Source organism: Arachnia propionica, from assembly GCF_003859805.1.
Taxonomy (GTDB): Bacteria; Actinomycetota; Actinomycetes; order Propionibacteriales; family Propionibacteriaceae; genus Arachnia; species Arachnia propionica_C.
Map to the genome: position 1 here is coordinate 35,633 of NZ_RQZG01000007.1, position 13,909 is coordinate 49,541.

Consider the following 13,909-nt stretch of genomic DNA (forward strand, 5'->3'; position numbering starts at 1 on the left):
AAGTCACAACAAACGGCCCGTTGTCGATCTTTCGGCCAGATCATGACTGGAGACGCCGCTTGGCCAGGGCCCACTCGATCACATCCCCCATCGACAACTCCCTGGCGGCGGCCGCCGCGCCGAGTGAGATGACGTCCTCCCCGAGGGGTGAGGCGAGCACCTTCGGCCTCAGCCTGCCCGTCGTGTCGGTCTGCCCTTCCCGCACCGCATCGAGCACGGGACCGATGTCAGCGGCGACCGGCCCGGCGATGACGACCGCAGCCGGATCGTAGACCTGCGCCATCAGGTCGACGATGCGGCCGGTCAGGCGGACCAGCTCATGGAACAGCGGGGCCATGACCGGGTCCTCGGGATCGAGCAGCGCCAGGAGCGACTCCCGTGCCCGCACCCCGGCCAGGTACTCCCGCCACGGGTGCTCGGCGGGGAGCTCGTCCTTCCGCCAGTGACCACGGACCCACTCCTCCACGATCTCGTGGAATCCCGCCGATGTGCCGATCCCCTCGACCATCTCGAAGAAGCCGAGTTCCCCGACGGCCCCGTTGGCCCCCCTCAGCAGTTGCCCGTCCATCACGACCCCCGCACCGATCCCCCAGGCCAGGAGCAGGGTCACGAAGTCCTGTTCCTGGCGGGCGGCCCCGAAGTGCAGTTCGGCCAGGGCCGCCAGGGCCGCGTCGTTCTCGATCCGCACGTGGGCGAAGTCCTCCCGGAACATCTCCAGCAGCCCGGCGTGCATGATCCTCCAGAAGCCCAACTCTCCCTCCGGGGAACAGCCATGGCCGTCGACAGGGGCCGGCACCCCGATTCCCATCACGAGGACGTCGACGTCCTGGGCCCCTGCCTCATGCAACGCCGTGGCGACGGCGGAGCGTGCGAGTTCCCGCCTGAGCGCCGGGTCCTGATGGTGCGCCGGGTCGGCATCCGGGATGTCGATGCCCCATCTGGCCAGGACGTTCCCGGCGAGATCGGTGACGGTGGCGGCCATCTTCTGCTGGCCGGCCTCCAACCCGACGACGACACCGGCCTCGACCCCGACGCGCAGCCGGAACCGCCGTGCGGGTCGCCCCATCACCGGCCCCTCCCCGGTGCAGCTCAGTTCCTCGACCAGTCCGAGCTCTCCCAGGGCGTCGAGGGCCTGCAGCGCGGTGGAACGGGTCACCCCGGCATGTTCCATGACGTCGTCGGCCCGCAGGACCTCCCCCTCCCAGGCGACCTCCAGCACCGCCCGGGTGCTGGCGCGTCGGCACACCTGTTCCAGCACTGGATTCACCACAGCTGCTGACACCTCCCCGTCCTTGCGGTAAACTACCACCAGAAACTTGATTCAGTGAGCAAATCAAGTTTCCACACAGTCGATGGAGACGAGGAGATGGGCATGACACCCATGAGACACGGCCGCCTGCCAGGCGGTTCGACACGCCCCCACCCCATGATCAGCAGACGCGGACTGCTGACCGCGGCAGCAGGCATCGCCGCAGGCAGCGCCCTCGCCGGGTGCTCCGGCAGCGGGAGGACGGTGCTGTTCCACCAGTCGAAACCCGAGGCGGTGCCCTACTTCGGTGATCTGGCCGACCAGTTCACCGGTTCCCAGAGCACCTACCGGATCCTCCATGACATCTCGACGAACCTGTCCGCCAGCTTCGTGCGCAACAATCCGCCGGACCTCGGGATGCTCAACTACAACCTGGAGATGGCGCGGTTCATGGAACGCGGTGCCCTGAGCGACCTGTCCGACCTCCCGGAGGCCGGGCGCATCCTCGACAACATCGTCGAGTTGTCGAAGTCCTACCCGCAGTACAAGGACCGCACCAGCGTGATCCCCTACTCCGCCATGGCGGCCTCGGTGATCTACAACAAACGGATCTTCGCCGACAACAACCTGGAGGTGCCTCAGACCTGGGACGCGTTCATCGATGTCTGTGAACGCCTCAAGGCCGCTGGCATCACGCCGATCTACGCCACCTTCCTCGACACCTGGACCATCATGCAGGGCTGGTTCGACTACCCCGCCGGCGGGATGGTCGACATCGCCGGGTTCTACCGCACCATGAACGAGCTCGGCCCCGAGGTCAGCCCCGACTCCGAGGTCTCCTTCTCCAGCGTCATGCTGGAACCGGTGCAGAAGATGGTGGAACTCACCAAGTACATCAACGACGACGCCCGAAGCCGCACCTACGGCGACGGCAACACCGCCTTCGCGAACGACCAGGCCGCGATGATCCTCCAGGGGCCATGGGCCTTCAGCGAGTTCGAGAAGGCGAACAAGGACCAGGACCTCGGCACCTTCCCCTTCCCCGCCACCAATGCCACCGACGACCTCAAGGTCCGGGTCAACATCGACCTGGCGCTGTGGGTACCGGAGGCCGCCGATGCACAGGAAGGGGCCCGCCAGTTCCTGCAGTACCTGATGAGCCCTGAGATCCAGCACCCCTACAACGCGCAGTTCCTGGGCTTCGGGACCACCAAGGACGCCCCACCCGTGACCGATGAACGCATCGTCGGAATGAGTGACTACTACGCGCAGGGCCGGTTCTACATGGGGGCCTCCCAGTTCATCCCCAAGAACATCCCCGCCTACAACTACTTCCAGGCCATCGTCCTGGGAGCCGAACCGGAACCCGTCCTCGCCCAGCTCGACCGCGACTGGGCCCGTCTCGCCTTCCGCGACTGAAGGAGACCAGCCATGTCATCCAAGGACAAGACCGCCCTGCGTCGTCGCCCGGTCGAGCCCATCTACTGGGTCTTCCTGCTGCCTGCCCTGCTGGCCTTCACCCTGCTCGTGGCCTACCCGGCCCTCGAGGGGCTGGTGATGAGTTTCACCAACTCCATCGGCTTCGGTGACTTCAAGGTGGTGGGCCTGCGCAACTACATCGCCCTGTTCCAGGACGAGAACATCGTCTCCTCCTACGCCTTCACCTTCCTGTTCGCCCTCGTCACGGTGCTGCTGGTCAACGTCATCGCGTTCTTCCTGGCGCTGGCCCTGACCGCGAACCTCAAGCTGAAGACCCCACTGCGGGCCATCTACGTGATCCCCATGGTGATCTCGGCCATCATCTACTCCTTCGTCTTCAAGTTCCTGTTCAACAACTCCCTGCCCCAGCTCGGACAGGCGCTGGGCATCGAGGACCTGTCGGTCAGCCTGCTCGCCAACGAGGGCCTCGCCTGGTTCGCCGTCGTGATCGTCACCACCTGGGGTTCGGTACCGAGCGCCCTGCTGATCTACATCGCAGGACTCACCACCATCCCCGGCGAGGTCTACGAGGCCGGCTCCATCGACGGTGCCACCGGCTGGCAGAAGCTGCGTCACATCACGTTGCCGCTGGTCGTCGGCTACATCGGCATCAACATGGTGGTGGGGCTGAAGAACTACATGCAGGTCTACGACCAGATCGTCGCCCTCACCGCGGGCGGTCCCGGCACCGCGACCCGCAGCGTCGCCTTCACCATCTTCGACGGCTTCAACGGCGGTGACTACGCCTACCAGATGGCCAACGCGGCGGTGTTCTTCGTCATCGCGCTGATCATCGCCGGAATCCAGCTTCGTTTCACCCAGAGGAGCACTGACCGATGAGCACCACGACCGCCCCCGTCCCCACGACCACGACCGTGCGGCGTCGCGGCCACGTCGGCCAGGAACGCACCAACTGGCCCGTGACCATCCTGCTGATCCTGGGCAGTGTCACCGTGCTGGTACCGCTGTACGTCACCGTCTCGATGGCGTTCAAGACCACCGAGCAGTCCACCGACCTCAACGCCTTCTCCCTGCCCGCCCCCTTCTCCTTCGAGGGCATCCAGAAGGCCTGGGAGCTCACGAACTTCCCGCGCGCCTTCCTCGTCTCCCTCATCGTGACCCTGGTGGCCGTGGCCGGCTCGATCCTCATCTCCTCGATGGCCTCCTACGCCATCGTGCGGAACTGGGATCGGAAGTTCTTCCGCTGGTCGTTCTTCTACCTGCTGGCGGCGATGTTCATCCCCTTCCCCGTCGTCGCCCTGCCCCAGGTGAGGCTGACGGGTCTGCTGGGGTTGGACAACTACGTCGGTGTGGCATTGCTGCACATCGTGTTCAGCCTCGCGTTCAACACCCTGTTGTTCACCGCCTATCTGCGCTCCATCCCGCTGGAACTGGAGGAGTCGATGCGGGTCGACGGCGCCACCACCGCCCAGACGTTCTGGAAGCTGATCTTCCCGCTGCTGGCCCCGATGGCCGCCACGGTGGGCATCTTCTCGTTCCTCCACTCCTGGAACGACTTCATGATGCCCTCGCTCATCATCTCGCAGCCGGAGTGGCAGACCATCCCCGTGGTCAACAACATCTTCCAGACCCAGTTCAGCAACAACTACAACGTCGCCTTCTCCTCCTACCTGATGGCGATGGCCCCCGCAATCCTGGTCTACATCCTGGCGCAGCGCTGGGTGATGTCCGGTCTCACCCAAGGAGCGATCAAGTGACCCACCCTGAGCACCGCCCCGACGGCTGGTGGCAGCAGGCCACCGTCTACCAGATCTACCCGCGGTCCTTCCAGGACTCGAACGGCGACGGGGTGGGCGACCTCCGAGGGATCATCCAGCGCCTGGACCATCTGGCCCGGCTCGGGGTCGACGTGCTGTGGCTCTCACCCATCTACCGCTCCCCCATGGTCGACAACGGCTACGACATCTCGGACTACCGTGACATCGATCCGGTCTTCGGGACGATCAGTGACTTCGACGAGTTGCTGACCCAGGCGCACGGACTCGGCATCAAGGTGGTGATGGACCTGGTGGTCAACCACACCTCGGACCAGCATCCCTGGTTCCAGGCCTCACGTGAGAAGGACTCGCCGTACCGCGACTGGTACTTCTGGCGTCCCGCCCGACCGGGCCGGACCCCGGGGGAGCCGGGAGCCGAGCCCGACGACGGCGCCGGGGCCTTCGCACCCCGGAACTGGCACTTCGATCCGGTCAGCGGCGAGTACTACTACGGGCTGTTCAGCCCCGGCCAGCCGGACCTGAACTGGGAGAACCCGTCGGTGCGTCAGGCCGTGCACGAACTGATGCGGTTCTGGGTGGAGCGCGGGGTCGATGGTTTCCGGATGGATGTCATCAACCTCATCTCGAAACCCGCGGCCATGACCCACGGCGAGGTCGTCGCCCCGGGCTCCAGCCACAGTGCCGCGGTGATGAACGGGCCGAGGCTGGACGAGTTCCTGGCCGAGATGAACCAGGAGGTGGGGCTCACCCGGTTGAACCTCCTCACCGTCGGGGAGATGCCCGGTTCGACGGTGGAGGTGGCGCGCCGGGTGACGGACCCGGCCCGGGACGAGTTGAACATGGTGTTCACCTTCGAGCACATGGACCTGGACCAGGCGCCGGGAGGCGGCAAGTGGGACCTGGCCCCGCACCGGCTGGTGCCGTTCAAGCAGAACCTGGCGCACTGGCAGGAGGGGCTGGCCGACGCGGGCTGGAACTCCCTCTACCTCGACAACCACGACCAGCCCCGGGCAGCCTCCCGCTTCGGGGACGACTCACCGCACCACCGGGTGAACTCGGCGAAGACGCTCGCGACGGCGCTGCACCTGCACAAGGGCACCCCGTACGTCTACCAGGGTGAGGAGCTGGGGATGACCAACTTCCCGTTCCGCACCATCGACGACTACCAGGACGTGGAGAGCCTCAACCACCACCGACTGGCCCTGGCCGCAGGACAGGACGAGGCAGAGGTGCTGCACGCCCTGGCGACGAAGGGTCGGGACAACGCCCGCACCCCGGTGCAGTGGGACGACTCCCCGCACGCCGGGTTCACCACCGGAACGCCGTGGCTGGCGGTCAACCCGAACCACGTGGAGATCAATGCGGCCACCCAGGTGGATGACCCGGAATCGGTGTTCCACCACTACCGGCAGCTCATCGCCCTGCGGAAGAACGATCCGACGGTGGTGCACGGCCGTTTCGAGTTGCTGGTGCCGGATCACGAGCAGCTGTGGGCCTTCACCCGCACCCTGGGAGAGGACCGACTGCTCGTGCTGGCGAACTGCTCGTCCGAGTCCCTCGACCTGGGATCGGTCGGGTTGCCGTGTGCCGAGGGCGCGGAACTGCTGATCGGGGTGAACGTCTCCGAGGATCCGCACCGGATGAACCCGTGGGAGTCGCGGGTGCTGCGGCTGGCGGAGGGGAAGCGGTGAGCACGGAGTCCCCGACGTGGTGGCGGGACGCGGTGGTCTACCAGATCTACCCCCGCAGTTTCGCCGACGGCAATGCCGACGGGATCGGGGATCTGGCTGGCATCCTCGCCCACGTCGACCATCTGGTGTGGCTGGGGGTCGATGCGGTGTGGCTGAGCCCGTTCTACGCCTCCGAGCTGGCCGACGGCGGCTACGACGTCATCGACCACCGGGCCATCGACCCCAGGATCGGCACGCTGGAGGAGTTCGATGCTCTGGTGGCGGCGCTGGCTGAGCACGACATCCGCGTCATCATCGACATCGTGCCGAACCACTCGTCGAACCTCCATCCCTGGTTCCAGGAGGCGCTCGCCTCGGGTCGCGGCTCACTGGCCAGGGGCCGGTACCACTTCCGGGACGGCACCGGGGACGGTGGCGAGCTGCCACCGTCGGACTGGGAGTCACTGTTCGGCGGCCCGGCCTGGACGAGGGTCGACGACGGGCAGTGGTATCTCCACACCTTCGCGCATGAGCAGCCGGACCTGAACTGGGATCATCCGGAGGTGCGTCGGCACTTCCTGGAGGTGCTGGAGTTCTGGGCGGACCGGGGTGTGGCGGGGTTCCGGATCGATGCCGCGCACATGCTCATCAAGCACCTGCCGGAGGCCCTGCCCAGCCAGGCCGAACTCAACTCGTGGAGTGGGGTGGGCGATCATCCGGTGCTGGACCGCGACGAGCTGCGGGACCTGTACCGGACGTGGCGCGAGCTGTTCAACCGCTACGACCCGCCGCGCACGGCGGTGGCGGAGGCGGCCGTCCCGGCGGAGCGGGTGCCGATGTACGCCAGCCCGGAGACCCTCGGTCAGTCGTTCTTCTTCGACCTGCTGCTCGGCGACTACGACGCACGGGGCTTCCACGACACGATCGACCGTTGCCTCGCGACGGCGGCCGCGACGGGATCGTCGGTGACGTGGGTGCTGAACAACCACGACACGGTGCGCTCGGCCAGCCGGTACGGCACCCGGTTCGCCGGGATGGGGCCGAACGGGTTCCCGCTGGTCAAGCACGGGATGGACTGGTTGCTGGCCCACGGCGACCCGGTGCTGTGCGACGCGGCGCGTGGGTTGCGGCGGGCCCGGGCGGCGGCGCTGGTGATGCTGGCCCTGCCCGGGAGCGCCTACCTCTACCAGGGCGAGGAGCTGGGGCTGCCGGAGGTGGCGGAGATCCCGGATGACCGGCGCGCCGATCCGGCGTTCTTCCGCAACCCCGGGGTCGACATGGGGCGCGACGGCTGCCGGGTCCCGTTGCCGTGGACCCGTACCGGGGCCTCGTTCGGTTTCGGTGACGGCGGCTCGCACCTGCCGCAACCCGCCTGGTTCGGCCGGTACAGCGTCGAGGCGGAGCGGGAGGACCCGAACTCGACCCTCCACATGTACCGGGAGGCGCTCCGGCTGCGTCGGGAGTTGGGGGTCGGTGAGGGCTTCGAGTGGCTGCCCACCGACAGCGACGAGGTGCTCCACTTCCGTCGGGGTCCCTGGCAGGTGGTGGCGAACTTCGGCCCCACCCCGGTTCCGCTGCCGGAGGGTCGGCTGCTGCTGTCCTCGGGGGAGGTCGGGAAGGACCTGCCGGGCGAGACGACGGCATGGCTGCTCGGCGGCTGAGTCACCTGACACCTCCACCTCCCTGGCTCTTGGCCGGGGAACGAACGGGGAGGTCAGGCCAACAGCTTGACCAGGCTGTGGGCAGAACTCGGCAGCGACCGCGCCAGGGCACGATCGAGGGTGACCACCACCATCTGGTGCTTGGCTGCCAAGTTGACCAGGTGAAGATCAGTCACCTGCCGGTGTCCTCTCAGCCCGTCCAGGCCAGTGGTGGCCTCGGCGAGGCTGGCATCGTCGGGGACGAAGATGGCCCGAGGGTCGCTGCGGAGACTGCGAAGTGAACGCAGTGCGTCCGACAGCGCCAGCTGAGAACCCATCACCTTGGGATTCAGGGCAAGACGCAGGAGCCCGGTCTCAGTGATCGGCGTGGTCGCGAAGCTCGTTGCCGAGCTGAACCACTCCCATACGACGGCGTGGGCAACATGGCTGGGATTGAGCAGGGCCACGAGTACATTGACATCGGGCAGTTCGGTCTCAGTCATCGTCAAGAGCCTCGGCCACCATGTCGTTGGTGATCACATGTCCTTCGACAGCGGGCAGGAGGATGATCCCTTCCCGACGGGACTCAGGTGAGGACTCGGCATCCAGCCCGGCCAGCGCCAGCTCGGACAGAGCCTCACCCATGGTGAGGCCACGCTGCCTGGCTCGCGCCCGGGCCGCAACCACGACCCGCTCATCCAGGTTCACCGTCGTCCTCATGCCCCAATGCTACATCACGCATCACGCATCACTGTGCCGGTGGGCCTCGGTCGGGGGGAGGAAAGGGCAGCCAGAGCGGGAAATCACCAGATCTCAACGATCCACTTCACGCAGTCGTGACGTGACGCCACCAGGACTCTTGCTCGCGGATGTGTTGGGCGGTGCTCAGCCACCACGGGCCGTGGAAGTCGGTGAACATGCTGGCCCACGGCTCGACACCGTCACGGTGGCTGCGCTCCAGATGCTCGTACATGGCCTTCAGGTCGGCTCATCGGTTCGCTGGCTGGGAGTGATGGCTTTGTGCAGGACCGCGGCAAGGAGGTCGTTGTGGCCGGTGTCCTGGCTGTGGAAGCGGGCTCGCACGAACTCGTCACGCAGTGGCGCACCGACCATGAACTGAGCTGTGTCGATCCGGTACCCGGCCTGCTCTGCGAGCTGGGAGAAGAACACGAACTGGCTACGGGTGTTGCCTTCCCGAAAACTGTGGATCACGTTCAACTCTCCCCAACTCTCCGCCAGCTCCTCGACGAATGCCGCTCGATCCAACCCGCGCAGCAAATTCCTCTGGGCAAGTTTCGCGTATTCTGCATGGGCTGCTGCTGTCAATGCGGGCCCCGCACCGTAGTACGCGTGCCCATCCTTGGTCATGAAGCGCCCCACCGGTCCGATGCGTTCCTGCCCCGCCCACTCGTAGACATCCTGGAAGATGTGCCAGTGAATCCGTTTCATGTGCTCGTAGTCGAAGCTTCCTTCGACGGGGCGAACGCGCAACTCGACCAGCCGGAACGCGGTCGCGGTCTCTTCCAACACACGCAGCACGGTGGGATCGGTCTCACCGTAGGGTTGCCCCGGCGTGGTGAACTTGTTCCGCAACACGCGCGTGCCGGGGATGAAGTAGTCATCCCAGGTACGAAAGCCAGCACCGCTGCGGGGAGGCATCAGCCCTGGACGTGTCGCCGCATCTCAGCAATCGCCTCGACAACGGTGAGTTCCTCTCGGGCGACACGCTTCAGGAGTGCACGCAGTACCGGGTCAGTGACCTCGTGTCCAGCCGCACCGAGAGCAGCATCCGCGAACGCCACACGCTCGACGGCATCGTGACCCTGGCAAAGGCTGACGGTTGCAGCAGCACGGGACATGAACCCGCTCCTCTCTGACTGCACTCGATCCTACCAGCGTGGCCCGGAATCGACCGATGACGAAGCACCTCATCACAACAACCGGGTCGAGATCAATCCACAATCTGGGAACAGAGGTCACTCGCTCACCGGACGCCACCACCAGGACTGGTGCTCGCGGATGTGTCGAGCGGTGCTCAGCCACCACGGGCCGTGCAAGCCGGTGAACATGCTGGCCCACGGCTCGACACCCTCACGGTGGCTGCGCTCCAGATGCTCGTACATGGCATGCGCCCTGTCGGCCAGGACCTCGGGGAGGCGTCGGCGCAGCTCCTCCCCGGCTCCGTAACCGTCGAGGAAAGCTGCCAGACGGCTGGCCGACTCCTCGGCAGGCGCATCCGGGAACAGGTGGGCGAAGGAGATGGCGGCGTAGGCAAGGTCCCACAGACGGCTGCTCGGCCCGGCTCCGTCCCAGTCGATGAACACCAGCCGATCGCCGTCGATGACGAGATTCCACGTGGCCAGATCGTTGTGGCAGATCAGGTCGGGGTCCACGGCTTGCGCACCGTGTCGCCGATCCTGACCACGGCCCCGGAGGCATTGCCGCCGTCGAGTCGTTCCTCTCCTGTCACGTGATCGGACGCACCATGATCAGACACGGAGTGTGCTCTCCCCACAGGTCGGTCTCCTCCAAGGGCAGGAAACCCATCTTCTCGTAGAAGTGGCGGGTCCGGGCGTATCCCTCATCGGGGTGGGACTCCCCCAGGGTCTTGACCTGCAGGAGTTTCACACCGGAGCGACGGCACTCCTCGACGACCGCGTCGATCATCGCGGTGCCCACCCCGGTGCCGTGGTGGGTCCGGTCCACGACGGTGAGGTACACATCCGCCGCCCACGGGTAGTGTCGGTCCAGCAGGGTCACCCCGACGACCTGCCCGTCATCGTCGCGCACGGTCCAGGTCTCCTTCACCCTGGCGGCGTCGATGTACTCCTGGTTCGCCTCGGGGATTCCGAACCACTCCGGCACTGTCGCCAACAGCCGGGCGACGTCGTCGGGCACCCGGTCGTCGCGATGACAGGTCCAGTGTGCTGTCTGAACGTCAGGTTTCTCCTCACCCTGCATCCTGCTCACATCCTCCACTGCCACATCATGCACCCCCACACACGCGCAACCACTTCATCCACGAGGTGACGACACCGAACCGACAGCTGGCCGTCAGGGCGTTGTCCACGACGGTTCTCCGCTGCTCGCAACATGCCCCTCACTGAAGTGGCGTGACGCTTTTCAGGGCCTCGGTCATGGCATCGGGGCTCAGCACCCCGACGTGGCTCTGCCGGACCACGCCCTCGGCGTCGATGAAGTGGTGCGACGGCACACCCATGATCCCGTAGGCCGCCGAGATCTGCTGGGACTGGTCCGCGATCTCAGGGAAGTCGTTGCCCACCCGTTTCGAGTAGTCGCTCACGCCCGCCTGGTTCTCGCCGACGTAGACCACCACCAGTTTCACGCCCGGCATCGCCGTCGCAGCGGCCTGCACGTCCGGCATCTCCGTGCGGCACCCGGTGCACCAGGTGGCCATGAACAGCAACCACACCGGCTCTCCCCGCAGCTCCTCCAGCGACACCGGTCGACCGTCGATGTCGGTGGCGGTGAAGGCAGGGGCCTGCTCCCCGATCCTCGGGGGCTGCTGCACCCCGTCGACCTCCACCGCGGACATCGCCTCCCCTCTGGCCTGGGAGCGTTCCTGGTCCGCCGGTTTCACCACCCACCACGCGGCGATCGCGATGGCGAAGGCCGCCACCAGCACCACCGCCGTCTGCCCGAAGGTGGAGGACCGGATCCTCGCCCGCCACGCCGGTTCCGCCGGGTCCTGCGTCCTGGACGGGGGTGGGGTGGACTCCTCGGTCTCCAGGAACTCCGTCACCTCGTCGTCGTCATGCATAGGAGTGCAGCCCTCCGAAGAACAGGTTCCCCAGGTAGGTGAACACGACGGCGGCGAAGGCCAGCACCAGCAGCCACGCCGACTTCGTGCCCCGCCAGCCACGGGTCACCCGGGCATGCAGGTAGGCACCGTAGATGAGCCACGTCACCAGCGCCGAGGTCTCCTTCGGATCCCACCCCCAGTACCGTCCCCACGCCACGTTCGCCCAGATGGATCCGAGGATCAGCATGAGGGTGAGCATCGGGAAGGTGACCACCGTGGCCTTGTAGCCCAACTCGTCGAGGGACTCCCGGCTGGGCCACCCCTGCCACTTCACGTACGGCGCGACGAGGTACATCACCGCCGCCGCGAAACCCACCACCGCGGCCCCGTACCCCAGCGACGCGGTGATCACGTGCAGCGTCAGCAGCGGCGAGTTCTGCAGCGCGGGCATCAACGGATTCGGCTGGTACGACATCGTCGAGGCGTAGATGAGCATCGCCAGGATCACCGGCAGCGTGATGATCGACATCGTCCTGATCCGGTAGCGCCACTCGAACCAGACCTGCGCGAGCAGCATCCCCCAGGCGAAGGAGATGGCGAACTCGTAGTGGTTGGACAGCGGCGCGTGTCCGGTGCCGATCATCCGTGCGATCAGGGAGCCGGTCAACAGCAGCAGGGCGAGCTGCGTGGACTTCGTGGCCCACCACGTCATGGAGAAACGCCGCACCGGTGCCCGTCGACTTCCTCCGGTGACACTGACCTCACCGTCGCCGACGACCACGGCCTCCCCGCCCGGTGTCACCGGGGTCCTCACCGTCGTCGCCATCCGTGCGGCGAAGACGGCACCGAGATAGGCGACGGTGGAGATCACGACCAGTCCGGTGGTGATGAGCAGCAGGGCCTGTGAGTACTCAATCATCGGTGACCTTCCTCTCGTCAGTGCTGGCCAGCCGGGTGCTGACCCGTTCCACCAGGTCCGTGACGAACCGGGTGAAGCCTGAATCACGTCGATCCGGGGAGGCCATCCGCACCAGCGTCCCCTGCTCGTCCTCCGTCACCCTCACCCACAGGCGCTGGTGGCGGAAGAACATGGTCATGCAGGTGCCGACCACCAGCAGCGTGAAGCCCACCCACACGATCGGCGCCCCGGGGTCCCGCCGCACGATCATCCCCGTGAACTGCTGCTCCCGGACGAAGGTGAAGGTGTGCTGCCCCACCTTCGTGGCCACACCCATGTCCAGCAACGACGAGGCGATCGGGGTGGTCTGCTCCCCCTGGTACAGCTCGATCTTCACCTGGCCGGGCGCGATCCCCGTCCCGGTCCTGCCCGACGCGGCCCCGATGACGTAGAGCACGGTGCCGTCGGACAGGGGGACGTGTCCGTAGGTGAACATCTTGTCCTGGGTGCTCCACTCCAGCGGCACCCCACCGTCGAGGACGACCGTCCCCGAGGCATCACTGACCTGCATCACCGCCGCGACCCCGAAGTAGGCCTGGTGGAACATCACCCCGTCGTGACCGAGCGGTGAGTTGATCCGGACCTCCTGCTCGGCGACGACGCGGTCGCCGTCACGCAGCACCAGGTCCGCCACGTAGTCCTTCGGGGCCCCGTTGTCGTAGTAGGTGTCGCGGAACTCCCGCGCCTCGGCCACCAGCGTGGTGCCGTGGCCGACCTCGCGGGGATGCCCGACGGTGAGGGTGAACTGGTCGTCGCGGAACCCGGTGAGGGTGGAGACCACGAACCCGGCCATGATGACCACGAAGGCCACGTGGGCGACCGCGGTGCCGAACGGCATCCATGCGTTGCGGTCCAGGTAGACCGATCTCCCCGGGCCACGGTCATCGACGACGGCCCGCATCCCGTGCCGCCTCGCGTCGGCGATGACCACCTGGATCGTCTCGTCGACCCCTTCCCGGCTGGGGAATCTGGTGCGCAGCCCAGCGACGTCGAAGAACCGGTCCTTGACCCGGGTGTGGGGGTGCCGGGCCGCCTTCCAGAGGATCGGGACCCGGTGGGCGGTGCAGGCGATGATCGAGGCGGCGAGCAGTCCCATCACGATGAGGAACGGCACGCTGGAGAACATCGTGAAGAACCCGAGGGCGTCGAGGACGGGGGTCCAGCCGCCGACGGTCTCGCGCACCGTGTCCAGCCAGGCGGCCTGCCGTTCCGGGTCGTCCGCGACGCCGGGGGGTTTCTGCGGCAGCAGCACGCCGATGAAGGACAGCAGCCCGGTCAACAGGATCAGGACCAGCCCGAACGCCTTGTTGTACAGCAGGGCGTTGATTCCGTGCAGGATGCGGGCCGGTGAGACGTCGAGCGGCCCGTCCAGACCGTCGACGGCACCGGTGCGGCGATTCTGGTCAGTCAT

Annotated in this window: 16 protein-coding genes; 6 read left to right on the forward strand and 10 right to left on the reverse strand. The window is 66.6% G+C overall.

The features are described from left to right. Window positions 1-40 precede the first annotated feature (40 nt). Window positions 41-1,282, reverse strand: coding sequence for an ROK family protein (locus tag EII34_RS07370; RefSeq protein ID WP_124844460.1), 1,242 nt, complete (start codon window positions 1,280-1,282; stop codon window positions 41-43). 90 nt (window positions 1,283-1,372) lie between these two features. Here EII34_RS07370 and EII34_RS07375 point away from each other — a divergent pair, with 90 nt between their 5' ends. Genes EII34_RS07375 through EII34_RS07395 form a run of 5 tightly spaced genes read left to right on the forward strand, consistent with a single transcriptional unit; the run spans window position 1,373 to window position 7,798 of the window. After that, the gene (locus tag EII34_RS07375; protein WP_221620229.1) at window positions 1,373-2,668 is read left to right on the forward strand and encodes an ABC transporter substrate-binding protein; all 1,296 of its coding nucleotides are present in this window, start codon (window positions 1,373-1,375) and stop codon (window positions 2,666-2,668) included. Window positions 2,669-2,680: 12 nt separating this feature from the next. Beyond that, window positions 2,681-3,568 (forward strand): carbohydrate ABC transporter permease, encoded by an 888-nt coding sequence (locus EII34_RS07380; protein WP_124844462.1) that lies wholly within the window; start codon window positions 2,681-2,683, stop codon window positions 3,566-3,568. Continuing rightward, entirely contained in the window at window positions 3,565-4,446 is an 882-nt protein-coding gene (locus EII34_RS07385) for a carbohydrate ABC transporter permease (protein WP_124844464.1), read from the forward strand. The genes EII34_RS07380 and EII34_RS07385 overlap by 4 nt, the downstream gene beginning before the upstream one ends. Further along, a complete protein-coding gene (locus EII34_RS07390; RefSeq protein ID WP_124844466.1) occupies window positions 4,443-6,158 on the forward strand; it encodes a glycoside hydrolase family 13 protein in 1,716 nt (571 codons plus the stop codon). The genes EII34_RS07385 and EII34_RS07390 overlap by 4 nt, the downstream gene beginning before the upstream one ends. Next, a complete protein-coding gene (locus EII34_RS07395; protein ID WP_260425078.1) occupies window positions 6,155-7,798 on the forward strand; it encodes a glycoside hydrolase family 13 protein in 1,644 nt (547 codons plus the stop codon). The genes EII34_RS07390 and EII34_RS07395 overlap by 4 nt, the downstream gene beginning before the upstream one ends. Before the next feature lie 53 nt (window positions 7,799-7,851). On the opposite strand, the gene EII34_RS07400 is transcribed toward EII34_RS07395, so the two are convergent. From EII34_RS07400 to EII34_RS07410, 4 genes are all read right to left on the reverse strand, one after another. Further along, window positions 7,852-8,280 carry a TA system VapC family ribonuclease toxin gene (locus EII34_RS07400; RefSeq protein ID WP_124844470.1) on the reverse strand — a complete coding sequence of 143 codons (429 nt, stop codon included), beginning with the start codon at window positions 8,278-8,280 and terminating at the stop codon, window positions 7,852-7,854. Beyond that, a complete protein-coding gene (locus tag EII34_RS07405; protein WP_124844472.1) occupies window positions 8,273-8,497 on the reverse strand; it encodes a hypothetical protein in 225 nt (74 codons plus the stop codon). The genes EII34_RS07400 and EII34_RS07405 overlap by 8 nt, the downstream gene beginning before the upstream one ends. A gap of 106 nt (window positions 8,498-8,603) precedes the next feature. Then, a complete protein-coding gene (locus tag EII34_RS15915; protein WP_185711219.1) occupies window positions 8,604-8,750 on the reverse strand; it encodes a hypothetical protein in 147 nt (48 codons plus the stop codon). Window positions 8,751-8,755: 5 nt separating this feature from the next. Continuing rightward, on the reverse strand, window positions 8,756-9,436 hold the full coding sequence (locus EII34_RS07410) for a Fic/DOC family protein (RefSeq protein ID WP_124844474.1): 681 nt from the start codon (window positions 9,434-9,436) through the stop codon (window positions 8,756-8,758). Between the two features lie 11 nt (window positions 9,437-9,447). Between EII34_RS07410 and EII34_RS15920 the strand changes: the two genes are divergently transcribed. Next, the gene (locus EII34_RS15920) at window positions 9,448-9,654 is read left to right on the forward strand and encodes a hypothetical protein (RefSeq protein ID WP_185711220.1); all 207 of its coding nucleotides are present in this window, start codon (window positions 9,448-9,450) and stop codon (window positions 9,652-9,654) included. Between the two features lie 99 nt (window positions 9,655-9,753). Here the strand turns inward: EII34_RS15920 and EII34_RS07420 are convergent, their stop codons facing one another. The 5 genes from EII34_RS07420 to EII34_RS07440 all read right to left on the reverse strand — a co-directional run bounded on the left by EII34_RS07420 (window position 9,754) and on the right by EII34_RS07440 (window position 13,909). Then, a complete protein-coding gene (locus EII34_RS07420) occupies window positions 9,754-10,170 on the reverse strand; it encodes a phosphotransferase (protein WP_221620230.1) in 417 nt (138 codons plus the stop codon). A gap of 73 nt (window positions 10,171-10,243) precedes the next feature. Continuing rightward, complete coding sequence (locus tag EII34_RS07425; protein ID WP_260425079.1) at window positions 10,244-10,756, reverse strand: GNAT family N-acetyltransferase; 513 nt, start codon at window positions 10,754-10,756, stop codon at window positions 10,244-10,246. Between the two features lie 121 nt (window positions 10,757-10,877). Continuing rightward, window positions 10,878-11,558, reverse strand: a complete 681-nt coding sequence (locus EII34_RS07430; RefSeq protein WP_185711221.1) for a TlpA family protein disulfide reductase — start codon at window positions 11,556-11,558, stop codon at window positions 10,878-10,880. After that, window positions 11,551-12,459 carry a c-type cytochrome biogenesis protein CcsB gene (gene ccsB / locus EII34_RS07435; RefSeq protein WP_124844478.1) on the reverse strand — a complete coding sequence of 303 codons (909 nt, stop codon included), beginning with the start codon at window positions 12,457-12,459 and terminating at the stop codon, window positions 11,551-11,553. The genes EII34_RS07430 and ccsB overlap by 8 nt, the downstream gene beginning before the upstream one ends. Beyond that, entirely contained in the window at window positions 12,452-13,909 is a 1,458-nt protein-coding gene (locus EII34_RS07440; protein ID WP_124844480.1) for a cytochrome c biogenesis ResB family protein, read from the reverse strand. The genes ccsB and EII34_RS07440 overlap by 8 nt, the downstream gene beginning before the upstream one ends.